The organism is Chryseobacterium vrystaatense, from assembly GCF_000737765.1.
GTDB lineage: Bacteria > Bacteroidota > Bacteroidia > Flavobacteriales > Weeksellaceae > Chryseobacterium > Chryseobacterium vrystaatense.
In genome coordinates, this window is sequence record NZ_JPRI01000001.1 from 1008955 (window position 1) to 1034098 (window position 25144).

The following is a 25144-nucleotide window of genomic DNA, read 5'->3' on the forward strand; positions in this document are numbered from 1 at the left end:
ATCATTTTATTTCTGATGTGCAAATTTAAGGAAAAATAAAACCTCAGATAAATTTGAGCGGGATAAATAACATTTTTTTAAAAAACAAACCCCAGATCAAGTCTGAGGTTTTATGGTTACTGTTTTGTGAAAGATGCATAATGAAGGCTATTCATCTATTTCGTTCAGGATATTTTCAAGGCGCTTTGCATTTCTTCCGTAGATGTACCGGGTCCATAAAACAATGCTTGTTACTATTGCTGCTGTTCCAATCAGAACACTTATGATAAGAGCCTGCTGATAAGGAGCTGACATATTTCCTAAAGATTCTCCTTTTTTCTCCAGCAAATTATAAAACTCCAGCCCTAATGCGATCATAAAATGAGGAAGAAGGAGAAATCCGAAAGATTGATATCTCTCCATATTCAGTTTCAATTCATGGTATATTTTCCAGAGGCTGTTTTTGGTATTTCCCGTATACAGTTCGGTTTGCTTATAAAATTTGTAAAATCCGAAAAGATAGTATGAAGATATCACCACAAGAATGGCGTAAGAGGTATAATAAATAATATACTGAGATTCAGGGAAATCTAACTGCTGTGGAAAGAATGCAATCAAAATGACGGCAATAACCTGCATCGGAAATTCAGCTTTCATACTTTTCTGAATCTTTTCGATAGGATGCTTGCTCTTTTTTAGCTGTTCTATAGTGTTGGGAATATGGACGCTGTCACCGTCTTCCTTATTCCACTGTTCTTTTAATTGATCAAAATTCATAACCTGATTTTTTTATGATTTGTTGTAATTTTTCTTTGGTTCTGTTAAGTTTTACACGGGCATTGCCTTCGCTTAGTCCCAGGTTATCCCCGATTTCTTTGTGGGACATCCCTTCCATGAAATAAAATATAACGGCTTTCTCAAGCGCTTTAAGCTCCTGGACTGCGCTGTAGAAAACTTCCAGTTGTTTATCCTTTGCGGGATTGTAATCTTCATGTTGTACTTCAAAATGATCAGGAACATCAGTTTGATTGCTGGTGCGTTGTTTTTCTTTTTTTAAATAAGTGATAGCGGTATTGATTGCTACACGGTACATCCAGGTAGAAAATTCGCTGTTGCCTTTGAAGTTCTGGTAAGATTTCCACAGCTGAATAAGAATCTCCTGCTGCAGGTCTTCCCGGTCTTCCACAGAATCCGCATAGATACGGGAGGCCTTGTATAAAATGCCTTTGTGTTGATTGACAAGCTTTAAAAAAGCGGTTTCAGTTTGACTGCTCACGATGATTTCATGGTTTGGTTATGCGTTATAAGCTTGATACAGGTTTTACAGTGTATCCTTTTGATCTTAAAAGTTGGATAACTCCGTTTTCGCCCATAAGGTGAGCTCCTCCCACGGCAAAGAAAGCACTTTCTTTTTTCATTATTTCCGGCATTTTCTCTGCCCAGTTTTTGTTTCTGTCCGTAAGCATCGCTTTTTCCTGTTTAGCATTCATTATTTTATCATTTTTAAAGAGTGTATAGAGGGACTGTACATCTTCTTTTTTGAATGCTTCGACCATTTCCTTAAGCAGAATTTCATATTCTTTGCCCATTTTCAACTGTCCGATTACTGCTTTCAGATCATATGCTTTATTGATGGAGGTCATCTGATCTTCTACTTTCTCAAGTCCGCTGACTTTCTTTTTGTTTTTCAAAGCATTTTGAAGAAGCTCGATTTCATATAATTTTATTTCAGTCTGGGGGCATGGTAAAGCTTTCATTGAAATAAGGGCATACAATCCCTGCGAACTGGAATGATCCATTTTCTTTAAGTCTGTTCCATAATCAGCAAGGATCTTATCCAGTTCATTTGCCTCTTCAGGAGAAAGCTGTTCTGATAGTTTTTTATCGGTCTGATACATTTTCTGCATCGCCGCAATTTCTGTAGGTTCCGTATAATTGATTTCCATGACAAATTGCTCAGATTTTTCAAGAGCCTTCATGACCTTTGTTTTTATTTCAAAATCTTTGCTGCACATAATATGAGCGGTTCCTGCAATATAAGAAGGTTTTGTAAGTTCATTCCCCGAAATTTCCCAGAGCGTACTGTTTTCTGTGTTTTTACGCTGAGCGTTTAGGAGTATGGAGCCTGTTGATAATAATGCTGCCAACCCAAGTTTTACTAAATTTTTCATATGATTAAGTTTTTAATTCTTTAAACAGTAGGTAAGGGCAGTACAATGATCGTTACAGTTTTTTTTGAAAAAAGTAAAAAACCTCCTGAAAAGGAGGTCTGTAAAATCTAAAATTATGATGATAACCAATAGGTTAGGATTGCTTTTTTCTAATCTTGAATTTTTGTAGATTCCGCTTTCAAAGGTCTTCTCTTTCTCAAAAAGTATACAATAGCAGCTAGGATCAATAGCAAAGGCCATATTGTGATAAGTCCTACTGCTATCTTTTGGATCAGATAGTAGCCTTCTACAAAAGCATTTTTTGCATCATATATAAAATTGAATTTATATTTATTGTCTATATTTTTGGTATTGGTTACGGCAATTTCGGCAGTACGAAGCTTTGGTTCTTTAATATAAATATCAACGGTGCTGTATTTTATATGGTCTGAAGTATCTATATTGGCAAGCTGCTGGAGATTTCCTTCTGCCATATTATCATTGTCAAGTTTTACTTTGTCTTTATTCGTTTTCAGCTGATCGATATTTTCGCCTGTCTTTTTGATTCTTTTGGCTTCCATTTCTGCATATTTGATGTTAGAGGTTACATCTTCAGCCTTGATCGTTCTAGAGTTCAGGAAAAGTTTTTTATCATTAATTTGCACGAGCAAATCACCCAGCTTTTCAGTGGGGACACGTACCTGCATGGTGTTTTCTGTCTGATACTTTTTGATCAGCATCGCTTCTTCACCGGAAGTATTATAAGTTTCCTGAGAAACTACATTGCTCTGTAAATTACTGTGAGTAACAAACCCTCCCAGATCCTGAACTGTTTTTTCAATGGAAATGGTTGTTTCATAAACATCTTTGACTTCCATATTCACATCAGCTGTTTTAATGAATTGTTTGTTTTCTACTGTCATGGTAGCTGCGGAAGAAACACTGTCTGTAACCATGGCAACAGCAGAATCTGTAGCGGAATTTTCCACTGAGACAGCTTCTCCTTTTTTACATGAATAGATTCCTAATAATAGAATTGCAGATAATGATACTTTAATGTAAGTCGTTTTCATAGCGTTGATTTTAATGGGTTTGCTTAGGTCAAAGTTCTGCCAGGATCTTTTGTAATATTTGGATATCCACTGTAAAAATTTTGTAAACAAAAATTTCCATTTTAATATATTGTAAATGAGTGTTTTGTAAAACAGACTGAGGTGGTGTGGCTTGGTTTCGGAGCAATTTTTGCTTAACTTTTACAAATCAATCCCACAACACATTACTATGTCAAATACTTTTTCCAAAATCAGAAACGCTATAGAATTATTCAGATCCATAGATTTTGACCAGCTGAGTACTATTTCTCAAAAAGTTGATCTGCCGAAACTCATGCAGAATTTCTCAAAGCTTGATGATAAACAGCTGAACGGAATGATGAAAATGCTCGATCCGAATAAGAAAAAACGAGAACTTCCTCCTATTGATGGCGACTTTTATGATATCTACCACACCCTTACTCCTGAGCAGCGTGAGATCCAGCTTAAAGTTAGAGCGTTCATGGAAAAAGAAGTAAAACCTTTAGTGAATCATTATTGGCTTAGAGATGAGTTTCCTTTTGAGTTGATTCCGAAATTCCAGAAACTTAATATCTGCGGTGTCACCTATGAAGGGTATGGCTGTCCGGGGATGCCTTTTTTAATGGAGGGTGTTATTGCCATGGAAATGGCGAGAATTGATGCTTCTATAGCTACATTTTTCGGCGTTCAGTCGGGGTTGGCTATGGGATCTATCTATATATGTGGATCAGAAGAGCAGAAACAGAAATGGCTTCCACAGATGCAGAAGTTTGAAAAAATAGGAGCATTTGGTCTTACAGAACCTGAAGTAGGATCCGGAGCTGCAGGCGGTCTTACGGTAACCTGTAAAAAAACTCCCGACGGCTGGATTCTTAACGGTCAGAAAAAATGGATTGGAAATGCAACATTTGCAGACCTGATTATAATCTGGGCGAGAGATGTTGACAGCGGTGAGGTGAAAGGTTTTATTGTAGAAAAAGATAATCCAGGCTATTCTGTTGAAAAAATCAAAGGAAAAATGGCTTTGAGAATTGTTCAGAACGGACTGATCACATTAACGGACTGTCTTGTGACTGAAGAAAACCGTCTGCAGAATGCGAATTCATTTAAAGATACTGGAAAAGTTCTGCGTATGACCAGAGCAGGAGTAGCATGGATGGCTACGGGCTGCGCAAGAGGTGCCTACGAAAGTGCATTGCAGTATACCAGAACCAGAGAGCAGTTTGGTAAACCGATCGCTTCTTTTCAGATGATTCAGGGGCATTTGGTAGAAATGCTTTCCAATCTTACCGCAATGCAAACTATGGTATTCAGGCTTTCTGAAATGCAGGATGAAGGGATTTTGAAAGATGAGCATGCATCGCTTGCCAAAGTATTCTGTACTCTAAGAACAAGAGATATTGTTTCGAGAGCAAGAGAAGTTCTGGGGGGGAATGGTATTCTCCTTGAATATGGTGTGGCCAGATTCGTGGCAGATGCAGAAGCTATTTATTCTTATGAAGGCACGAAAGAGATCAATTCACTTATAGTGGGAAGATCCATCACCGGATTCAGTGCATTTGTATAGATACTTTACTGGGAATGATGAATGGTCAATAGTAAGTTTTTGCATGGTACAAAAATGTACAGCATTTAATTAGCTATTCACCATTCATTAATAGGTTTTTAGCTAATCAAAGCCTTGTATTTTTCACGGTCATCAATAATCGCCCAAATGTTAATCAGGAACATGACTACGGCAGTGATGATTCCCATTTGCGTAGGATCTCTGTATATATTGTGAATAACTATTCCGACCATAACAGGAAGGAGAATGATGGCACCCAAAGCTTTGGTCTTTTGGAAGATAAATAATACTCCACCAATAATTTCTACAATCCCTACCAATGGCAGCAGCCACCCAATTTCTCCGAACGCAGCAAAGATCTTGATCTGCTCATCAGACATTTTTGGCATAGGTGAATAATGGAAGAATTTGTTCATACCGGCATGAATAAACATTAATGCAAATATGAAAGAAAGGATAAATTTTACGATTTTCATGATTGCTGATTTTATATCAAATGTAAAACAAAAATGGTATTCGTTTATTTATTTTGAGTGAAACTTGAAAATATTTAAGTTTTTCTAATGTGTCAGGTGTTTATTTTTAATTTGATTTAATATATTTGTGGTTCAAATCAAACTAAACAATCGTATTATGTTGAAAAATCTTCAAAAATTAGATCGCGAAAATTTAAAAAAAATTAATGGAGGGGGTAAACCACCTATCTGTGATATTGGGTTGGAAGGATGTCCTTGTAAAATTCCACCAGGGCACCCATGTTTAGGGGGTGGGGGCGGAGGCACCAATCCTGGAACAGATTTAGGGTACTGCCCGGATAACCAGTCTTATATTCCATGCGACCAGACATGTCCAAGCGGAATGAGCCCATTTTGCGCTTCTATAGTTTAAAATAACAGGCTGCCTCAATTAAGGCAGCCTTTTTTATAAGTTGAGCATATTGAATAAATGATAAGCCTTATGAAGGTTATTTATCTTCTAGTCCATTTCCTTCAATGTGATATTCTTAGAAATTTTGTAGCTTTTTTTCTTTTTATTAGGCTTTTCTTCTTCCCCAAGCAGTTTCCCCCAAGGTCTTAAACCATCCACTCTTTCGAAGATAATTTTAATAATTGCGATAGCCGGAATACAAAGGAACATGCCCGCGATTCCCCAAAGGTGCTCGCCAAGGATGATCCCAATGAATGAAAATAGTGCGTTAATCTTCACCTTGGAACCTACCACGAATGGAAGGACAATATTACCATCAACAATATGGATGGCGATATATCCTATAGCTACATAAACACAGGTAGATGGAGTGCCGGTCGCAAAAGCGATAAAGCATGAAATCAACAGGGAAATGCATATACCCAGATAAGGAATTACATTCAGAAGCCCCGTTAAAACAGCAAGAAGAATCGCATACTTTACACCTAAAACGGTAAGAACAATAGAGGAAAGTGCTGAAACGATCAACACCTGGAGGCAGAGTCCGAAAATATATTTCTTGGTCATTACCCTGATTTCAGTAACGACTTCCTGTACACTCGCTTTATGTTTTTCGTTAAAAACAGTTACAATAAAGTTATTAAGAATTCTTCTATAGTTTAAAATGAAGATAAAAAACAGCGTGAAAAAAACAATAAACCCGAATCCGCTGGAAAAGATCCCAAACGTGAAACCCAGAATGACACCCGAAGAAGAAAGAAGTTTATTCAACCCCTGATTGATATAATCAAGCTGTTCATCAATCTTAACATTAAATGTCTTGGAAATCCAATGTTGAAGATTATTGAAAACGGTGGTCATCTGTTCCCTAAGATGCGGGAGATCCTTACTGAAGTCGGAAAGTTGTGATCCGAAAAAATAAATAAGTCCTGATAAAATAGCCAGCATGACGAAAACTGATGTCATCGTCGATATAGATCTTGGAAATCTTAATCTTTTTTCCATGAAAGTGGCGGCAGGCAGAAAAAGCATAGCCATTAAAAAGGCCAGAAAAAAGGGTGCTAAGATGCTTTGTCCGAGTGCTAAAAGGTAGCCGAGTCCAATAATGGAAATGACTACAAGCGTAAGTTTAACAAGAAACGGGAGTCTAAGGAAATTCATAATTTTTCAAATCTGTTGGATAAAAATAAGAAAACCCATTGTATTAATGACGGGTTTTACTTTAATTAACATAATTCTTTTGAAAGTGAATATGCAGGAATTGTGCCGTGTGGTATGTCTTTACTTAAAATAATATCAGTTATTTATATAATTGAACAACTGTTGATTTTTTAGATTAAAAAGGCATTGTCTATTGCATTGAAGAAATAATAGGTTTTCATCACTTAAGTCTACTTCGTACGCATAACGTATGTATTTAAAAAAGCATTGAGTCTTTATGGTTGAACTTAACAAAAAACGCACCCCAGATACAATCTGAGACGCGTTTTCTTATTGAGAGTTGATATGTTAAAAAATTATTTTTCTATCGCAATATCGATCACTTCTTCCATTCTGTTTACATAGTTTACAGTAAGATCTTTCAGATAATCTTTTTTGATCTCCTCAACATCTTTTCTATTGGCTTCACAGAGAATAACTTCTTTTATTCCTGCTCTGGTTGCGGCAAGAAGTTTTTCTTTGATTCCTCCTACAGGAAGCACTTTACCTCTTAAAGTTATTTCTCCCGTCATCGCAAGATGAGGTCTTACTTTCTTGTTTTTGAATGAAGATACTATTGACGTTAACATGGCAATACCTGCAGATGGTCCGTCCTTCGGCGTTGCTCCTTCAGGAACGTGAACGTGAATGTTTTTCTTGTCCAGATCTTCCTGTGGGATTCCAAGTTCATCATGTCTCGCTTTGATATATTCCAGGGCAATGGTTGCAGATTCTTTCATTACTGTACCTAAATTTCCGGTCATCGTAAGACTTCCTTTTCCGTTGCTTAATATACTTTCTATGTATAAAATATCTCCACCAACACTGGTCCAGGCCAAACCTGTTACCACACCCGGTACTCCTGTGATTTCTGATAGGCTTTTCGGCCTTGGTACACCCAGGATCTCGTCTACTTTTTCGATCGTGATCTTTGGATCGTATTCTTTTACCAATGCAGTCTGAAGAGCGACCCATCTTGCAATGGAAGCAATTCTTTTTTCCAGTGTTCTTACTCCGCTTTCAGAAGTGTGTGCTTCGATAATATGTTTAAGTTCAGCATTTCCAAGTTTAAATGATTTGGAATCCAAACCGTTTTCTTCCTGCTGTTTTTTAATCAAATGTCTTTTCGCGATCTCGGTTTTTTCTTCCATGGTGTAACCTGCGATCTGAATGATTTCCGTTCTGTCCAAAAGTGGGGTCTGGATCGTGGAAAGTGAGTTTGCTGTGGCAATGAACATTACCTTAGACAAGTCATACCCCATTTCTAAGAAATTATCATAAAATGCCTTATTTTGTTCAGGATCAAGCACCTCTAGCAGTGCGGAGCTTGGATCGCCATGAAGTCCCTGAGCGATTTTATCAATCTCATCAAGAACAATCACGGGGTTGGAAGTACCCGCTTTTTTGATTGACTGCAGGATTCTTCCTGCCATGGCTCCTATGTATGTTTTTCTGTGTCCGCGGATTTCGCTTTCGTCGTGAAGTCCACCAAGAGATAATCTGATATATTTTCTTCCTAAAGCATCAGCAACTGATTTTCCTAAAGAGGTTTTCCCTACTCCCGGAGGACCCACAAGAAGTAAGATAGGAGATTTCATGTTGTTTTTTAATTTTAAAACAGCCATGTGCTCAAGGATTCTTTTCTTAATGTCTTCCAGTCCAAAATGAGCTTTATCTAATATTTTTTCTGCTTTAGCAATGTCGAAAACGTCTTTTGTATACGTTTCCCACGGAAGATCTGTAAAGAAGTCAAGATAGTTTCTCTGAACATTATAATCCGGAGAATTAGGGTTCTGGCGCTGTAGCCTGTTGATCTCTTTCTGGAAATGTTCTTCCACTTCCTGATTCCATTTTTTGCGTCTTGCTTTAATGATAAGGTCTTCCACATCACTTTCCGGACCTCCTCCCAGCTCATCCTGAATCGTTCTGATCTGCTGGTTCAGGAAATATTCTCTCTGTTGTTTGTCGAGATCCTTTGAGGTTTTTTGATGGATTTGGTTTCTTAATTCCAGCTTCCTGAAATCCTCATGCATCATTTCATAGCATTTATTGGCTCTTTCTATCAGGCTTTTTTCTTCAAGAAGCTTTTGCTTTACATTAGAAGGGAAGCTTGCGTTCGTACAGATAAAATTAAGCAGGTCATCATTATTGGTGATGTTCTTGATCGCAAAATTAGCTGCGTTCGGAATATTGGGATCAAGTTCAATGATCTTTAAAGCCAGATCTTTAATGTTTTCCAGAAGAGCTTCATACTCTTCTTTATTTTTTGGTCTTGAATCTTTTAATTTTGTAATCTCGGCTTTAAAATAAGGTTGATTTTCTACAATCTTCTTTATCTTAAACCTGTGGAAACCTTTGGTTATAGCCGTAATATTACCTTCCGGAAGTTTGATGATCTTAATGATCTTGGCAAGGGTGCCGGTTTGGTACATATCTTTCTCAGATGGCTGTTCCAAATCTGAATTTTTCTGGCTTACGATACCTATAAAATCACCATTTTTCTGCGCTTCTTCAAGCAGCTGTATCGATGTTTTTCTCCCTGCAGTAATAGGAATTACTACGTTGGGAAACATTACCATATTTCTTACGGGAAGTATAGGGAATATTCTCTGTTCGGAATTCTTATCAGTCTCCGAAAAGTCTGAAAGATTGATCTCTTCTGCTACAATGTCAAACCCATCGCTGATCATTTCCTCTAAACTAATATCTTCAAATTCTGTCATAGTTAATCAAATGACAAATTGTCATCTTCGTTTTAAATCGTTAAAATGATATTTTACAATATGCGCTGAAAACGTGCAGCGTATTATGGTTCTCTAAATTGCACAATACCTATGCCATTTGTTTTTTGCTAAAAAATATGGTCAAAATTTCCTTTTTTTAATAATCTTTCATTTTAAAAATTAAAATAAAGGACTTCTGCTTCTCTAATTTCTTAAAAATGTGTATTTTCGCAAACTGATAAAAAACTATAATATATAAAATGGCAATTTTAGGACAGATTAGGAGTAAGCCTTGGCTTTTGATGGGAGTGATAGCATTAGCGCTTTTAGCGTTCTTGGTAAACCCGGATAGCATCGACAAGGTTTTTGGGAAAAATCCTGACGTTTTAGGAAAAGTAAACGGTGAGAAAATCACCCGCGAAGAGTTCAATGATCAGCTTTTCGTACTGCAGCAGCAATCTGAGCAACAGGGCCGTCCAAAAACGGGACTTGAAGAGCAGGCGTGGCAGTTACTTGTACAATCTAAACTTATCAAGCAGCAGTTTGAGAAATTGGGCTTTGAGATGACTGACGACTATTTCTGGAGCCAGATCCAGTATGATCAGATGTTTGCCCAGCAACAGCAGTTCTTTGATGAGAAAGGTAATTTTAAAACTCAAGAGCTTAAAAAAGAAATTGAAACACTAAAGAACACCAACCCGGAAGGTTACAACCAATGGTTGAAAACCAAAAAATCAGTTGAATACAGACTGATGGCGAGACAGGTGTTTTCTAATATTTCAGCAGGTATTACTACCGGAAAGAAAGAAGCGGAAGAAATCATGAAACAGAGAGATCAGCTGGCTGATATCGACTTCGTGAAAATAGACTACGCAGCATATCTTCAGAAAACGAAGATCAACGTAACTACAGCAGATCTTGAAAACTATATCAAGAAACACCCTGTAATGTTTAAAGCAGAACCTAGCAGAAATATTGGGGTCGTATATTTCCCTTCTACCCCTAGTGCAGCAGATGATGCAGCAGCTCAGAAGGAAATCAATAAGCTTTTCTCAGGTGGTACTGATGCGAGTGGAGGAACAGAAAACTTCCAGAATACGAAAAATGATTCTATGTTTGTCATGGCAAATTCTGATATGCCTTTCAATAATCAGTATTCAAATCCAAATCAATTACCTGCGACTATTAAGGGGCAGATTCCAACAGCTGCTATCGGACAGACTTTCGGACCTTACAAGGAGCAGAACTTCTACGTAGTTTCGAAACTTTTGGATAAGAAGACTTCCGATTCTACATTGTCAAGACACATCCTTATTGCTTTCAAAGGAAGCCCTGCAGGAGAAGGTGTGACAAGATCTAAGGAGCAGGCTAAAAAATTAGCTGACTCTATCGGAGCAATTGTGAAAGCAACTCCGGCGAAATTTACAGAGTTCATTAAACTTTCTAATGACCCAAGTTCTGCAGCACAGGGAGGGAGCTTAGGTTGGACCACTCCGGAAACGCCTTTCGTTCCTGAATTCCTTACCTATTTGGCAAACAATCCTAAAGGAGCTACAGGTGTTGTAGAAACACAGTTCGGATACCATATCATCAATATTGAAGATAAAAAAGCAGGGGCAATGAGCTATAAAGTAGCGAACCTTGTGAAAGAAGTGAAGCCTTCAGATGCTACAGAAGCAGAATCTGATAAAAAAGCAAGAAGATTCATTCAGCAGGTTCAGGGGAAATCTTTCAACGATTTCGTGAATATTGCTAAAAAAGGAAATTATCAGTTCTCCAATCCTAAAACAGCCAAAAGATTTGACGGACAGCTTCAGGGTCTTGGTACAGATAAAGATGCAGAAATCTTAGGTTGGGCTTTCGATAAGAAAAGAACTAAAGGAGATACCGAATTCTTTACTGTAGAAGGAACAGGAGATAAAATCGTAGTATATCTTAACGGAAAACAGGAGGCAGGTCTTGCAGATCCTGAATCTGTAAGAGACCAGATTGAAGTTGTTGTTAAAAATAAATTGGCAGCAAAACAGATTTCTGATAAAATTGCAGGAGCTAAAGCTTCCAGCTTAGATCAGATTGCCAAATTATTTGCATCAACAAAACAGACTGCTCAGGTTAATATACTTAACCCTTCTGTAGCAGGTGCTATGGAGCCTAAAGTAGCTGGTGCAGCATTCGGTGTTGCGAAAGGTAAACTTTCTAACCCTATCGAAGGAGGAACAGGTGTTTATGTACTGATCAAAAAGTCAGAAACAATCAACAAACAACCTGGTGACCTTAAGCAGTTTACAGAGTCTATTACTCAGAGAGGAGCGCAGATGTTCGGACCGGCTTGGATGAAGAGCCTTCAGGATAATGCAGATATCGAAGACTATAGAATCGAGATCTGGAATAAGGTTGGAAATCAACAACAGTAAGAAATAATTTTTACAGATATAAAAGCGGCAGATTTTTCTGCCGCTTTTTTTGTATTTAACGCAGAGCAATAAAGAAAAAGATTAATTTAAAATGTGTTATATTTGCTCATTAGAAAAAATTTAGCAAGTGAAGTTCAGTAAAGAATTAAAAGCTGGTGTGATCGCACTTTTGGCTATTGTAGGCTTTGTGATATTGTTTCAATTCATGAAGGGCAGAAGTCTTTTTACTACCGACAATATATTTTATGCAAAATACGATAATGTAGAAGGGCTGGCGCAGTCCTCTGCAGTTTCCATCAATGGTCTGAAAGTAGGACAGGTCGATAAGATCATTCCCAAAACAGCCAAAGACGGAAAAATCAGTTTTGTCGTGAAAATTACGGTGGATGATAAATTCGAATTTTCGAAAAATTCTACCCTTGAAATCTTTGAACCAGGACTGATGTCCGGAAAAGAAATGAGGGTTAATCTTATGTATGGTGGTCAGACTGCAAAAGACGGTGATACGCTTTTGGGTTCTTTCAAATTAGGAACCTTGGGAAGTCTTTCTTCTCAGGTAGGTCCGGTGAAAGATCAGCTGCAAACTGTTTTGCATCGTGTAGACTCTTTAATGGCTAACGCCAATCTATTGGTCGACGGTCAGAACAGAGCTGAGATCAAAGCCTTACTTTCCAATCTTAACAAGACGGTAGGAGCTCTTCAGACAACAGCAGGAAGTGTTAACAGCCTTGTAGGGCATAATGACCCTAAACTGCAGAAAGTACTTGATGATGCAAGCGTTACCATGCAGAGTGGTAAAGTAACTTTGGATAAATACGGAAATCTTGCAGAAAGCATTGATACTAAAAAACTCAATGCGGCAATATCAAATTTAGATGCTACCGTAGGAAAGCTTAATCAGGTCATTGCAGGAGTTGATAACGGACAGGGAAGCTTAGGGAAATTAATGAAAGATGAACAGCTTTACAATAATCTGAATGCTGCTTCTACAAACCTGAATTCATTGATTGAAGACATGAAGGCAAATCCTAAGAGATACATTAATTTCTCAGTTTTCGGCAAGAACAATAAAGACTAATCACCTTATGCAGTACATCGATAACATTATTTTTCTGATCTTATTAGTTGCTGGATTTGGGCTGTTTGCAAAAAGCCTGCAAAAGATTTACAGAAATATCAAACTTGGAAGAGAGATTGACAGAAGCGACCGGAAATCTGAGCGCTGGGAAACCATGGCCAGAGTGGCAATGGGGCAGAGCAAAATGGTAAAACGTCCGGTAGCTGGTATTCTTCACCTTTTTGTATATGTAGGTTTTGTTATTATCAATATTGAGCTGATAGAAATTATTGTAGACGGAATCTTTGGAACCCACAGATTCTTAGCTTCAATTTTCGGACACGGTTTCTACAATTTCTTTACAGCGACTTTGGAAATTCTGGCGTTGCTTGTAGTCATTGGAGTTGTTGTGTTTTTCATCAGAAGAAACTTTTATGGCGTTAAAAGACTGACCATGAAAGAACTTTTCGGATGGCCGAAAAACGATGCTAACTGGATTCTTATCATTGAATTTGCTCTGATGATGGCTTTCTTTAGCATGAATTCTGCGGACTATGTATTGCAGATGAGAGGTGTGCTTGCAGAACATGGAAGCTTTCCGATCAGCGAGATAACATTAGTTCCGTTTCTGGAGGTTTTCAGTTTTGATAACGGCTTTCTAATGTTTATTGAAAAAGGAGCGTGGTGGTTCCACTTTGTGGGGATTCTTTTCTTCATGAATTATCTTTACTATTCAAAACACCTTCATATCATTTTGGCTTTTCCAAGCACTTGGTTTGCTAATCTTGATAAAAAAGGAAAATTCAATAACCTCGATTCAGTAACCAAAGAGATTAAGCTCATGATGGATCCTAATGCTGATCCTTATGCCGCACCGGCTGAAGGAGATGCTGCAGATGTTCCCTCAAAATTTGGAGCAGAAGATGTGTTTGATCTGAATCAGGTACAGTTGCTTAATGCCTATTCCTGTACAGAATGTGGAAGATGTACTTCTGTATGTCCTGCCAATATCACCGGGAAAAAACTTTCTCCGAGACTCATCCTTATGAAAACAAGAGACAGACTGGAAGAAGTAGGCCGAAATATAGACAAGAACGGAAAATTCGAGGACGATGGCAAGAAACTTCTGAATGATTATATTTCCAAAGAAGAGCTTTGGGCATGTACTACCTGTAATGCCTGTACAGAAGCATGTCCGGTACTGCTGGATCCTCTTTCTATTATTTTCGAAATGAGAAGATTCCTTGTAATGGAACAGTCCGCTGCTCCTCAGGAACTGAATCTGATGATGACGAACGTAGAAAACAATGCTGCCCCTTGGCAGTATAACCAGGCAGACCGTTTGAACTGGGCAAATGAAAATTAAGGTAACAATGTAAAATAATGTAACAATGTAGCAATCATTGGTGAACTGGTACATTGGCATATTACTAAATTTGAAAAAATGGATTTCAATATAAAAACAATGGCAGAATATGCTGCCGAAGGAAAATCCCCGGAAGTTTTATTTTGGGTGGGATGTGCAGGAAGTTTTGACGACCGCGCCAAAAAGATTACGAAAGCATTTTGCAAGATATTAAACAAGATAAAAGTTGAATTTGCAGTTCTGGGACAGGAAGAAAGCTGTACCGGAGATCCCGCAAAAAGAGCAGGGAACGAATTTGTTTTTCAAATGATGGCCCTTACCAATATTGAGGTCCTTAATGCTTACGAAGTGAAAAAAATCGTAACAGCGTGCCCACACTGTTTTAATACCCTTAAAAATGAATACCCAAGTCTGGGAGGACATTATGAAGTGGTTCACCATACGCAATTCCTGAAAACATTGATGGAAGAAGGAAGGCTGAAGATTGAAGGCGGTGCTTTTAAAGGTAAAAAAATCACTTTCCATGATCCTTGTTATCTGGGGAGAGCAAACAATGAGTATGAAGCTCCAAGAATGCTTCTTGAAAAACTCGACGCTGAGCTTGTAGAAATGAAACGTTGCAAAACCAATGGTTTATGTTGTGGAGCAGGAGGGGCACAGATGTTTAAAGAACCGGAAAAAGGAAACAAAGACATCAATATTGAAAGAACGGAAGAAGCTTTATCTTTTCAGCCTAAGGTTATTGCTACAGGATGTCCGTTTTGTAATACCATGATGACCGATGGTGTCAAACATTTTAATAAAAACGAAGAAGTAGTAGTAAAGGATATTGTAGAACTTCTTGCTGAGGCAGAAGATTTGTAAGAACTCCATTAAAGATATTTGAAAACTCAGGCTCTGGCTTGGGTTTTTGTTGATTATAAACTCAGGAATATTTATTAATTTTATACTTTAAAATTGACAGGATATGAAAATTGAAGAATCTAGTATAGTAGAAACAAACGACTATAGAGTCATTATATACCCCGCATCAAGACCTTTTGAAACCAAAGAGGCAAAAGCGATCACCGAAAAGCTGTTCGACTTTCTGGCAACGTGGGCAGCACACGGAAAACCTCTTGATTCATCCTTTAAAATTGAGAAAAATCAATTTATTGTTGTCTGTGTAGACGAGGAAAAAGAAATGGCTTCAGGATGTAGTATTGATGCCTTAGGGAAGATCATGCGCGAGATTGATGAAGAATATAAACTGGGACTTTTCGACAGAATGAAAGCCAGCTTTGTACAAAACGGAGAAGTAAGAACGCTGAAACTTCAGGAATTTAAATCTCAGTTGAGAAGCGGCGAATTGCCGAAAGACATCCAGATTTTTGATTTCTCAAAAAATACGTATCTGGACTTTTTAGGCCACTTTCTTCTACCATTGGAGAAAAGCTGGGCAGCCGGGATCATTTAATACGCTATAAAATACAATCTTCTAGAACTTTAGATTGACGCCTTCAGGAAGCTTTCTGTTAAAAACAGTCTTTGTGAAGTCTTCAATGTAAGGTTCTTTTTGTTTAATGACCTTACATGGATTTCCCACAGCAATAGAGTTGGAGGGAATATCTTTTGTAACGATCGAACCTGCACCGATCACTACATTGTCACCAATCTGTACGCCTGGAAGGATCACAGAATTGGTTCCCACAAAAACATTATTTCCGATAACAATCGGGCCGCACTCATCATGGATGCTGTGGTCATTATGATTATGATTGGCAGAAATTAAAGATGTTCCCGCACCGAAACCGACATTGTGCCCTATGATAATGCCGTTATTAGCCTGAATATAAATGTTAGGGTTATCGCCCGGATCACACATAATTCCCTTCTTAATTTTCGTGTAATTCCTTACTTCTGAAGTAAAATGTACAGGCCATGGAACATTTCCGTTAATTCTCAGGATTTTTTGTGGAACCAGATAATAGAAAAAAAGAACATGGGGAACCATATACTCATATTTTTGGCGGTAGTATTCCGGATAGAAAAAATTATTAATTCTATGGAAGATCTGGTATTCAATAAATTTTTTAAACGGATTCATTTTTCTTCAGAATAAACATGATGTAAAAATACAAAAATCCATATCCGATAAACAAAAAGAAAGAAAAAATACCTACCAGATAGCTGATCCCTAGCTCCTTTCCAATGAATATTGCTGCAATATTGGCCAGAAAGAGATAAATATTAAACACCATCGCCACATTATTTCTCTTTAAGATTGTTAGAATATCTGAAATAGGATTGATTAAACTGCGGGTAAGATACCCAAATGACATCAGGAAAATAAACAAACCGAGATGTTCCCAGTTTTTATTGAAAAACAGTTGTATGACTGGAATTCCAACTGTATTGATCAGAATATAAAGTGCGCAGATGATATAAAAATTCATTAAGCTCATCTTCCTGGTATACGCAAACAGCTCACTTCTGCTTCTTCCTCTGTTGCTGAGTTCTGCTGCTCTTGGATAATACACGGTGGCAATTGAAGAGGAGATCAGAAGAAGCGGGACAGACATGATTTTTACCGCTAAAGAATATTCTCCCAGCAATGAATCAGCAAAATATAAAGAGATCAGGATAGGCATAATGTTATTCCCTAAAGCATTGATGAGCGTAGAGGGATAGGAATATTTAAAGAGCTCCGACCGCTTTTTCGCATTGGCAATGTATCTTTTCAGGTCAGGCTTTACAAAATATTTTCTTGAGCAATAGATCGCCGCGAGAAAAGCAACTATATATCCTATAAGACTGCCGATAACAAGTCCGTTTTCTATTTTAATAAACACAAATAATACCTGAAAAAGAAAACTTATCAGAGAATCCGTGATTGTAATAATCGAAATCAATTTGAACATCTTTTTTTTAGCCAGCAGATATTTCGCATTATTGGTAAATAGGTAAAGAAAACCGGAAAAGATTCCAAGGAAAATGATGTTTTTAGGAATGTCAAAAGGAATCAATATCAGCAGAAAGGCTACAATCATGACCGCTGCCGAAATAATGCCTGCTGTACTGAAATTATTATTTACTTCCTCTGCATCTCCTTCAAGCATGATCATGTGTTCCTGGGCAAGACTCAATACCACAGAAAATATGCTCATAATGCTCAGATAAATGCTGAATATGCCATATTCTGAGGAGCCATAATATTTTGCAAGCAAAAGCCCGCCGATCACCAAAACAAACTTGGAAATAAAGTTTCCCTTAAAGATGGTGGTGATATGACTGCCGTTTAATCTTTTGAGTTTGTTTAAAAACATGGTAAAATATTACGAGAACAAATATATAATTATACATTTGCATAAAAAAGATTATTGAAAATTAACGGAAGATGAAATTTAAGCTAAAACATATTTTCATACTTAAACTTATAGCCATCCTTTTTTTGATGGTGTCATGCGGAAGTGATGACGATTCTTTACAGAGAATTGATCAGGTCATGAATTTCTACATGCAGAATAATACAGGCCAGGATCTCTTGAATGCCAAAAAGACAGGGGCTTATACGACCTTTTCTGTGAACGATGACAATGGTGCCACAGCTGTCGTTCCAGTGTCTATTCCACTTAAAATGACAACAGATTCCTTATTTTATTTTGAGTATGTTAGTGGAGCCAAAAGAATAATAAAGGATTCTATCAGTCCTGAGAATAAAACGTACCGTTCGAACTTAACTTTTTCGCTTAGAAGAACTGTGAATAATCAGGTGGTTACCGTTACAGATGTGATGGAAATTCATTACCGATGGACCCCAACACTGTTTCAGGTTTCAGAGGTGCTTTATAACGGAAAAGTAGTGTTTTCTAAGGCTGCAGATGCACCGAATGCGATAAATACCTTTACTATCATAAAATAATTTTAAATTTGTACAACTGTTAGCTTAATATGTAAGTTTAACAATCTAATATTTAACATCTAAATAAAATGTTACAAGTCAATTTTTTACGCGACAATAAAGAACGCGTTTTAGAAGGTCTTCAAAAAAGACGATTCAAGAATCTTGAGTTGGTAGACGATGCTATCGCTGCTGACGACGAAAGAAAAAGAATTCAGTTTGAATTAGATTCCCAACTTGCCGAAATCAACAAAATCTCCAAAGAGATCGGACTTTTGATGAAAGAAGGAAAGAAAGAAGAAGCGGAATTGTCAAAATCTAAAACAGCTCAATACAAAGAATCGAGTAAAGAACTGCAGTCCCAATTAGATGTAACGGAAAAAAAATTACTGGATGTTCTATACCAGATTCCAAACATTCCATTTGAATTAGTAAAAAGCGGATCTTCTGCGGAAGACAACGAAAATATTTATCAGTCTCATGATGTGGAGGGCCTTGGAGAAGGGGCTATTCCTCACTGGGAGCTGGCAAAAAAATACAATTTAATTGATTTTGAATTAGGCGTGAAGATTGCTGGTGCCGGTTTCCCTGTATATTTGGGTAGAGGTGCGAGACTTCAGAGAGCTTTGGTTCAGTATTTCTTAGATAAGAACATTGAAAAAGGATATATGGAGGTGAATCCTCCTCACGTTGTGAATGAAGCTTCAGGCTATGGAACGGGACAGCTTCCGGATAAAGAAGGGCAGATGTATCATATCGGTCTTGATGACCTGTATCTGATCCCTACAGCAGAAGTTCCGGTAACCAATCTTTACCGTGATGTATTGCTTGAAGAAAAAGAACTTCCAATTAAAAACACAGCCTTTTCTCAATGCTATAGGAGAGAAGCGGGAAGTTACGGAGCTCACGTAAGAGGACTGAACCGTCTTCACCAGTTTGAAAAAGTAGAGATCGTAAGACTTGAAAAACCGGAAAATTCTTATGCTGCACTGGAAGAAATGGTAGAACATATCAAAGAGATCCTTACCGATCTTGAACTTCCGTTCAGAGTATTGAGACTTTGCGGTGGAGATACAGGTTTTGCAGCTGCTATGACTTATGACTTTGAAGTATGGAGTGCTGCTCAGGAAATGTGGCTGGAAGTAAGCTCTGTATCTAATTTTGAAACCTTCCAGTCAAACCGTCTGAAATGTCGTTTCAAAACAGATGGAAAATCTCAGTTAGTTCATACTTTAAACGGTTCTGCAATGGCACTTCCAAGAATTATGGCTGCGTTGCTTGAAAACAATCAGACTGAGGAAGGAATCAGAATTCCAAAGAAAATTGCAGAATATGCAAGATTTGATCTGATCAGTTAGAATATATACCTATATTATAAACAGTCCCCTTTCGGTTTTGGAAGGGGATTTTTTTAACCGTTTTGCTGTGTTGCAGTAAAGTTTAGATAAGATCATATTTATAGGTTGGGCGATATTTTTTTTTATTATTTTCGCTCACTAAATTTTAACCATGAGAAATAAATTACGTGTAGTATTTTCTGCTGTAATGACAGTAGCGCTTCTTTCCTGTGGGGGAGGAGACAGTGATGAAGTTATTGTGATTTCAAATCCTTCTGTACCAAGCGTACCAGAAAAGAAAATAACTATTGGGACAACAGGGGAGATCTTCCCAACAACGGCTATCTTCAGAGGAAGTATCGTTCAGCAAAATGGAGAATCTGCAACTCCGGGGTTTGTATATTCTACTTCACCCAATCCCACAGTAATCAACAATAGTTCCGTATCAACGTACGCCCATGGTCCTGTAAATTATCAGGTAAAGGCCGAGAATTTGCAACCCAATACCACCTATTATGTACGAGGTTATTTACGTGTTAGTGAGGGGATTTATACCTATACTTCAGAATCTACATTCAAAACGACAGGTTATTATGGTCCTGGAGGAGGACATGTAGGTTATGATAAAGGAGAATATAAAGACGGATGGAGATATATGGAAATTCACCCTACAGGAGTGTTCTACGGAACCTCTCAGATAGGAACGAACTGGGGAGATCTTAATCTTTTCATTTCCGGAACTTATCCGGATTTTGGGAAAGGACTTGAGAATACAGTCCTTATTGCCAGCCAGAATCCAGGAGCGAACTGTGCCGCAAAATTATGCAATGATCTGGTAAGAAACGGCTTTTCAGACTGGTTTCTTCCTTCAAGTCAGGAGATTCTTACTTTAGCTAAAGAACTTAAAAAAGCGAATATTAGTTTGAATGCCGGATCAATATGGTCATCTACTCAGCAATCGAATAATTCTGCCTATGATATTACCTATCAGCAGTCAGGTGTCATTGAGATCACGGATATAGTAAAGTCATACACCAACAAAACACTTCCAGTAAGAAGATATTAAGAATCATAGAAAACGCGCTGCAAATGCAGCGCGTTTTCTATGGTTTTATTCTGTTGTGATCACTACTTTTTTATCTTTGTTCACCAGATTTTTATTGTCTAAAAGATCATTGGATCTTACGATGATCTCAACGGTTTTATGATCTACCTGCTTCACAAAATCATGTTTTCCTTCAATACTTTTGATTGGTTTCTGAAATTTGAGGGTATTGGTAAATGTAAGATTAAACATTCTGAGCATACCTGCCATTCCTGACGCCATTTGCTTACCATATGCTTCAATAGAATCACTTTTGGTTTGAGGAACCTTTTTTTGTTCTGAATCTTTTTCTTCCAGCATTTTAAGAATGCCATCAGAATTAAATTTTTCAGTGTTAATGGTTAGTGAGTTACCATTCCATACTGCTATATCCTGTAAAGGGATTTTCTTCAGGCGCTTGTCGCTGGCCAGGAGTTGGGTAATTTCCGAAGGCATGAGTTTATCATACTTGAGGGAAAGACCAACAATCTCGTTTTTATCTTTGTCCACTTTCATGTAGACTTTCTTGAGGACCTTCGCTGAATCCTCATTAAGGGTTACTTTTCCGTGTTTCTGAACAGTATAAAGACTTGTCCAGTCAGTGGGAAGCTTGTCCAGTTCACTCAATTTCTTTGAATCTGATCCCATCATGCTCATCATTCCCATTACATTTTTATCCATCAGGATATTAGAATGCATACTGGTTGCAGCATCTTTATAATAGGTAGTTTCTGTATTGATAGAGCAGGACTGAAGCATTATAAAAAGAATGGCAGCCCATAAAAACTTCATCTGTTTAATCATTGCTTAAATTTTTTATATTACAGTATATTACAAAACAAATACCAACCAAACAACGGGCTGAAATTTCAGCCCGTTGTTTTATTCTGTAGTGATGATGATTTTTTTGTCTGAATGTTTAAGTTTAGCCTCTTTATCATACATGGCTTTCAGATCGTAGTCAATTTGTACAGTCTTGTTATCGATCTGTTTTAACCAGTCATGCTTTCCGGTGATCGATTTTATTTTGTTTTCAAACTTCATAGTTGTTCCAATGCTTTTGAAAAACATACTAATCATTCCTTCTACCTTTTCAGCTTCCTCTTTTGAACTTTTGCTGCGGAGTGTCTCTTCGATATTTTTAAGATTGAAATTTTCCGTATCGATAGTCAGTATTTTCCCATCCCAGTTATTGAACATATTCTGATCCAGCGGAAGTTTTTCCTTTTTGTTGTAGCTGCTCAACAGATTATAGTCTGTCTGATTGAAGTGATCCATTTTTAAAGAAAAACCTGCAGGCTCATTATTTTCTTTATTGGCTTTCATGAAGATCTTTTTCATGATCCTGATAGAGTCCGGGTCTTTCGTTTTCAGCTTTCCTTCGTGTTTCTGTATGTCAAAAACACTGGTCCATACCGTTGGAAGTTTATCCATATCACCGAATTCTTTCTGCTGTTTCAGGGAATCGGGAGTCATTGCCTTCATTTCAGCTATAAACTGCCGCATATCGATGTCAGTGACCGAAGTAGATGCACCATCGCTGTGATATACAATTTCCGAATTAATAATACATGACTGCAGGACAAATACTGCCGCAGTGAGTAAAAGAAGTATTTTTTTCATGGAATTAGTTAGTCGTATTAGTGGCAGTTGGTCGAACTGTGATCGTGTCCTTCAATATGACAGTTACCATTGTGATCTTTGGAGATGGTCATCGCTTCAGCTCTTGGTGAGATGTAAGGAATTCCCAATTCAAGACCTCTCAGAATAAATAATCCTCCCAGCACAATCATAATGAGAGGAACGGCTCTTAAAACCTTTACTCTGAAAGCCTGATTCATGAGGTTTCCGGCGAGAACTACAGCAAACATGAATGGAAGTGTCCCCAAACCAAATAAAGCCATATATGAAGCTCCCTGCCATACCCCTCCGCTTGCTAAACTGGCTGTAAGAGCCATATAAACCATTCCGCAAGGCAGAAAACCATTCAGAACACCTGTGCTAAATCTTGAGCGGTAATCTGCTTTCTGAAGTAATTTTCCCAGATTTGATTTGACGGAAAACAGAAATTTAGAAAGAAAAGGAATCTTTGAAGCGAAATCCTTTCCTCCAAATGAAAACAAAGCCATAATGATCAGGAGAACTCCTGCAATGATCGTGAGATACTGCTGGAATCCTGCCATTTCAAAACCTTCTCCTATAATCCCCAGAATTGCTCCCAATAAAGAATAGGTGAAAATTCTGCCGAACTGATACGTCAGATTCTGAAGATAAAAATTAGTGGCCTGTTTTTTAGTCAACCCCATCGATAAAGCAATAGGGCCACACATTCCGATACAGTGAAAACCGGAAGCAAATCCCAAAGCAATGGCCGATAAAATAAGTCCTATTTCCATATCACATCATAATCCATTCTATAGTCTGTTTTGTCTTTCGTCCACATCAGTCTCAGTGTATAGTTTCCTACTTTCAATACCTGGGCAGGTATTGTGAAAGATTGTGTGGCATCAAGCTGTACCGCTTTTTTTATGTCTAAATTCTGGTCTTCGGTTCTGTTTAAAACAAATTTTACCGTAGTATTGGTATTGTTATATTCTTTTGGAAAAACGATTTTAATTCCGTCTTTTTCCTGACTGTATACAGGCTTTTCTTTTAGATTATCAGCATTTTGTTTAGCATCAATGACATCCTGATACTTAAGTTCTTCTTCGTAATAATTATCGGTAACCATTTCAGAATTCTTCTGCCCGTTAGGGAAAAGAAACAACATGGATAATATAAAAACAATGAATGCAAATAATGCAATTACAACACCGTGTCCCCAACTAAAGTTTTTCATTTCTTCCGGATTTTTTTATTTTTTGTGATTGTAAGGAAACTCTGTGATTGTATATTACAGAGTTTCTTAAAATTAAAATTGCAGTTTAAATGGTCCCTCAAAATACGTCTGATAAGAATCAACAAGTTTCCCTTTCATATCATAAACTCCAATGGTTATATTTTGTTTTGAAAGCTTCATTTCATCTTCCGGGAAGCTGATATTGACGGTTCCCTTAGAAATCTTATCACGCTCTACCTGAATTTTGCTGGATCCGCTGTATATAATTTCGCCATGAGCAGGCTCAACGACTTTTATGGTAACAATTTTCTTATCGTTGGTTTTGTTCAGAAACGTATAATTGTAAGTATTGGTAATTTTTCCGTCTCTCACAAAGAAAGTACTTCCTGCAGGTTTAATGAATTTTGCCTCCATCTCACCTCTGCTGGAAAGAAGAAATCCTAAGAACCCAACCAATAACACAAGAACAACAGCAAAGCCCTTCATTCTTCCGGTAAATTTAAACTCAGTCTGGTTTTCGATTTCATTTTCTGAAGCATATCTTACCAACCCTTTTGGAAGACCAACTTTTTCCATCACCTCGTCGCAGGCATCGATACAAGCTGTACAGTTGATGCATTCGAGTTGTTGTCCGTCTCTGATGTCAATTCCAGTGGGACATACAACCACACACTGGTGACAGTCGATACAATCTCCTTTTCCAGCTGCTTTACGGTCTTCTCCTTTTCTCCATTTTGAACGGTTTTCTCCTCTTTTAAAATCGTAGAAAACGTTGATCGTATCCTTATCAATAAGAACACCCTGTAATCTGCCGTAAGGACAAACCAATGTACAAACCTGCTCTCTGAACCATGCAAAAACAAAGTAGAAGGCAGAGGTAAACAATACCATGATGATGAAATTGCTTGGATGTGCAAAAGGTCCTTCGGAGATGATTTTAAATATTTCCTGATACCCCACAATATACATCAGCATAAAGTGAGTGATAATTAAAGAAATAATAACGTAAACTGTCCATTTCAAGCCTCTCTTCCATATCTTCTCGCTGTTCCACTCCTGTCTGTCCAGCTTCATTTGCTTGTTTCGGTCACCTTCAATAAGATATTCAATTTTACGGAATATCGATTCCATAAAAATTGTCTGAGGACATATCCACCCGCAGAAAATTCTTCCGAACGCAATCGTAAAAATGATAATAAAAATTAAAGAGGCAATAGCACCTAAAGTAAGGATAAAAAAGTCCTGTGGATAAAAGGGCTGTCCGATAATGAAAAACTCCCTGTCAATGACGTTGAATAAAAAGAACGGGTTGCCATTGACTTTTATGAATGGTACCGTAAAATAAATAATTAATAAAGCATAGCTTACAAGGTTTCTGTAATTGGTGTATTTTCCCTTTGGTTTTCTGGGGAAAATCCATCTTCTTTTACCGGATTGCTCCATTGTCCCGATAGAATCTCTGTAAGTCTCAGGGTCCAGAACCTGTCCCTGTCCGCCGCGTACTTCTATTTCTTCTATTTCTGACATTTCGTAATATGTTTAAAAAAG

The 25144-nt window shown here is 37.6% G+C and carries 24 protein-coding genes; 10 read left to right on the forward strand and 14 right to left on the reverse strand.

Features of this window, described 5'->3' with window-relative positions; translation table 11 throughout:
* Positions 1–147: 147 nt before the first annotated feature.
* From IW16_RS04670 to IW16_RS04685, 4 genes are all read right to left on the reverse strand, one after another.
* The gene (locus IW16_RS04670) at positions 148–756 is read right to left on the reverse strand and encodes a hypothetical protein (RefSeq protein WP_034740149.1); all 609 of its coding nucleotides are present in this window, start codon (positions 754–756) and stop codon (positions 148–150) included.
* Positions 746–1255, reverse strand: a complete 510-nt coding sequence (locus tag IW16_RS04675; RefSeq protein WP_034740151.1) for an RNA polymerase sigma factor — start codon at positions 1253–1255, stop codon at positions 746–748. The genes IW16_RS04670 and IW16_RS04675 overlap by 11 nt, the downstream gene beginning before the upstream one ends.
* A gap of 25 nt (positions 1256–1280) precedes the next feature.
* The gene (locus tag IW16_RS04680) at positions 1281–2150 is read right to left on the reverse strand and encodes a TraB/GumN family protein (protein WP_034740153.1); all 870 of its coding nucleotides are present in this window, start codon (positions 2148–2150) and stop codon (positions 1281–1283) included.
* 149 nt (positions 2151–2299) lie between these two features.
* Positions 2300–3202, reverse strand: a complete 903-nt coding sequence (locus tag IW16_RS04685) for a DUF4349 domain-containing protein (protein ID WP_034740578.1) — start codon at positions 3200–3202, stop codon at positions 2300–2302.
* 208 nt (positions 3203–3410) lie between these two features.
* Between IW16_RS04685 and IW16_RS04690 the strand changes: the two genes are divergently transcribed.
* Entirely contained in the window at positions 3411–4769 is a 1359-nt protein-coding gene (locus tag IW16_RS04690) for an acyl-CoA dehydrogenase family protein (RefSeq protein ID WP_034740155.1), read from the forward strand.
* A 98-nt stretch (positions 4770–4867) separates the two neighbouring features.
* Here IW16_RS04690 and IW16_RS04695 read toward each other — a convergent pair whose 3' ends face one another.
* The gene (locus IW16_RS04695) at positions 4868–5245 is read right to left on the reverse strand and encodes a DoxX family protein (protein ID WP_034740158.1); all 378 of its coding nucleotides are present in this window, start codon (positions 5243–5245) and stop codon (positions 4868–4870) included.
* Positions 5246–5402: 157 nt separating this feature from the next.
* Between IW16_RS04695 and IW16_RS04700 the strand changes: the two genes are divergently transcribed.
* The gene (locus IW16_RS04700; RefSeq protein WP_034740161.1) at positions 5403–5657 is read left to right on the forward strand and encodes a bacteriocin-like protein; all 255 of its coding nucleotides are present in this window, start codon (positions 5403–5405) and stop codon (positions 5655–5657) included.
* Positions 5658–5744: 87 nt separating this feature from the next.
* Here IW16_RS04700 and IW16_RS04705 read toward each other — a convergent pair whose 3' ends face one another.
* Together IW16_RS04705 and lon are read right to left on the reverse strand one after the other, a co-directional pair.
* Entirely contained in the window at positions 5745–6857 is a 1113-nt protein-coding gene (locus IW16_RS04705) for an AI-2E family transporter (protein ID WP_034740164.1), read from the reverse strand.
* Positions 6858–7213: 356 nt separating this feature from the next.
* Positions 7214–9619 (reverse strand): endopeptidase La, encoded by a 2406-nt coding sequence (lon, locus tag IW16_RS04710; protein WP_034740166.1) that lies wholly within the window; start codon positions 9617–9619, stop codon positions 7214–7216.
* A 260-nt stretch (positions 9620–9879) separates the two neighbouring features.
* On the opposite strand from lon, the gene IW16_RS04715 reads away from it, so the two are divergent.
* The 5 genes from IW16_RS04715 to IW16_RS04735 all read left to right on the forward strand — a co-directional run bounded on the left by IW16_RS04715 (position 9880) and on the right by IW16_RS04735 (position 15912).
* Entirely contained in the window at positions 9880–12033 is a 2154-nt protein-coding gene (locus IW16_RS04715; RefSeq protein WP_034740168.1) for a peptidylprolyl isomerase, read from the forward strand.
* A 127-nt stretch (positions 12034–12160) separates the two neighbouring features.
* Entirely contained in the window at positions 12161–13111 is a 951-nt protein-coding gene (locus tag IW16_RS04720; protein ID WP_034740170.1) for an MlaD family protein, read from the forward strand.
* A gap of 7 nt (positions 13112–13118) precedes the next feature.
* Positions 13119–14456, forward strand: coding sequence for a 4Fe-4S dicluster domain-containing protein (locus tag IW16_RS04725; protein ID WP_034740173.1), 1338 nt, complete (start codon positions 13119–13121; stop codon positions 14454–14456).
* Between the two features lie 78 nt (positions 14457–14534).
* Positions 14535–15320 (forward strand): (Fe-S)-binding protein, encoded by a 786-nt coding sequence (locus tag IW16_RS04730; RefSeq protein ID WP_034740175.1) that lies wholly within the window; start codon positions 14535–14537, stop codon positions 15318–15320.
* Positions 15321–15423: 103 nt separating this feature from the next.
* Complete coding sequence (locus IW16_RS04735; RefSeq protein ID WP_034740177.1) at positions 15424–15912, forward strand: hypothetical protein; 489 nt, start codon at positions 15424–15426, stop codon at positions 15910–15912.
* Positions 15913–15933: 21 nt separating this feature from the next.
* Here the strand turns inward: IW16_RS04735 and IW16_RS04740 are convergent, their stop codons facing one another.
* Positions 15934–16542, reverse strand: coding sequence for an acyltransferase (locus IW16_RS04740; RefSeq protein WP_051889913.1), 609 nt, complete (start codon positions 16540–16542; stop codon positions 15934–15936).
* Positions 16529–17761: an oligosaccharide flippase family protein gene (locus tag IW16_RS04745; RefSeq protein WP_034740180.1), complete on the reverse strand. Its 1233-nt coding sequence runs from the start codon at positions 17759–17761 to the stop codon at positions 16529–16531. Before IW16_RS04745 ends, IW16_RS04740 begins: the two co-directional genes overlap by 14 nt.
* A 71-nt stretch (positions 17762–17832) precedes the next feature.
* Here IW16_RS04745 and IW16_RS04750 point away from each other — a divergent pair, with 71 nt between their 5' ends.
* The 3 genes from IW16_RS04750 to IW16_RS04760 all read left to right on the forward strand — a co-directional run bounded on the left by IW16_RS04750 (position 17833) and on the right by IW16_RS04760 (position 20739).
* On the forward strand, positions 17833–18357 hold the full coding sequence (locus IW16_RS04750; RefSeq protein ID WP_034740184.1) for a hypothetical protein: 525 nt from the start codon (positions 17833–17835) through the stop codon (positions 18355–18357).
* 68 nt (positions 18358–18425) lie between these two features.
* Positions 18426–19694, forward strand: a complete 1269-nt coding sequence (gene serS, locus IW16_RS04755) for a serine--tRNA ligase (RefSeq protein ID WP_034740186.1) — start codon at positions 18426–18428, stop codon at positions 19692–19694.
* Between the two features lie 151 nt (positions 19695–19845).
* Positions 19846–20739 carry a hypothetical protein gene (locus IW16_RS04760; protein ID WP_051889915.1) on the forward strand — a complete coding sequence of 298 codons (894 nt, stop codon included), beginning with the start codon at positions 19846–19848 and terminating at the stop codon, positions 20737–20739.
* Positions 20740–20784: 45 nt separating this feature from the next.
* Here IW16_RS04760 and IW16_RS04765 read toward each other — a convergent pair whose 3' ends face one another.
* From IW16_RS04765 to ccoG, 5 genes are all read right to left on the reverse strand, one after another.
* Positions 20785–21549, reverse strand: coding sequence for a hypothetical protein (locus IW16_RS04765; protein ID WP_139259780.1), 765 nt, complete (start codon positions 21547–21549; stop codon positions 20785–20787).
* A 90-nt stretch (positions 21550–21639) separates the two neighbouring features.
* Entirely contained in the window at positions 21640–22380 is a 741-nt protein-coding gene (locus tag IW16_RS04770; protein WP_034740189.1) for a hypothetical protein, read from the reverse strand.
* Positions 22381–22397: 17 nt separating this feature from the next.
* The gene (locus tag IW16_RS04775; RefSeq protein WP_034740192.1) at positions 22398–23153 is read right to left on the reverse strand and encodes a sulfite exporter TauE/SafE family protein; all 756 of its coding nucleotides are present in this window, start codon (positions 23151–23153) and stop codon (positions 22398–22400) included.
* Entirely contained in the window at positions 23144–23596 is a 453-nt protein-coding gene (locus tag IW16_RS04780) for a FixH family protein (protein WP_034740195.1), read from the reverse strand. The genes IW16_RS04775 and IW16_RS04780 overlap by 10 nt, the downstream gene beginning before the upstream one ends.
* Before the next feature lie 72 nt (positions 23597–23668).
* Positions 23669–25123 carry a cytochrome c oxidase accessory protein CcoG gene (ccoG, locus tag IW16_RS04785; protein WP_034740199.1) on the reverse strand — a complete coding sequence of 485 codons (1455 nt, stop codon included), beginning with the start codon at positions 25121–25123 and terminating at the stop codon, positions 23669–23671.
* Positions 25124–25144: the final 21 nt, after the last annotated feature.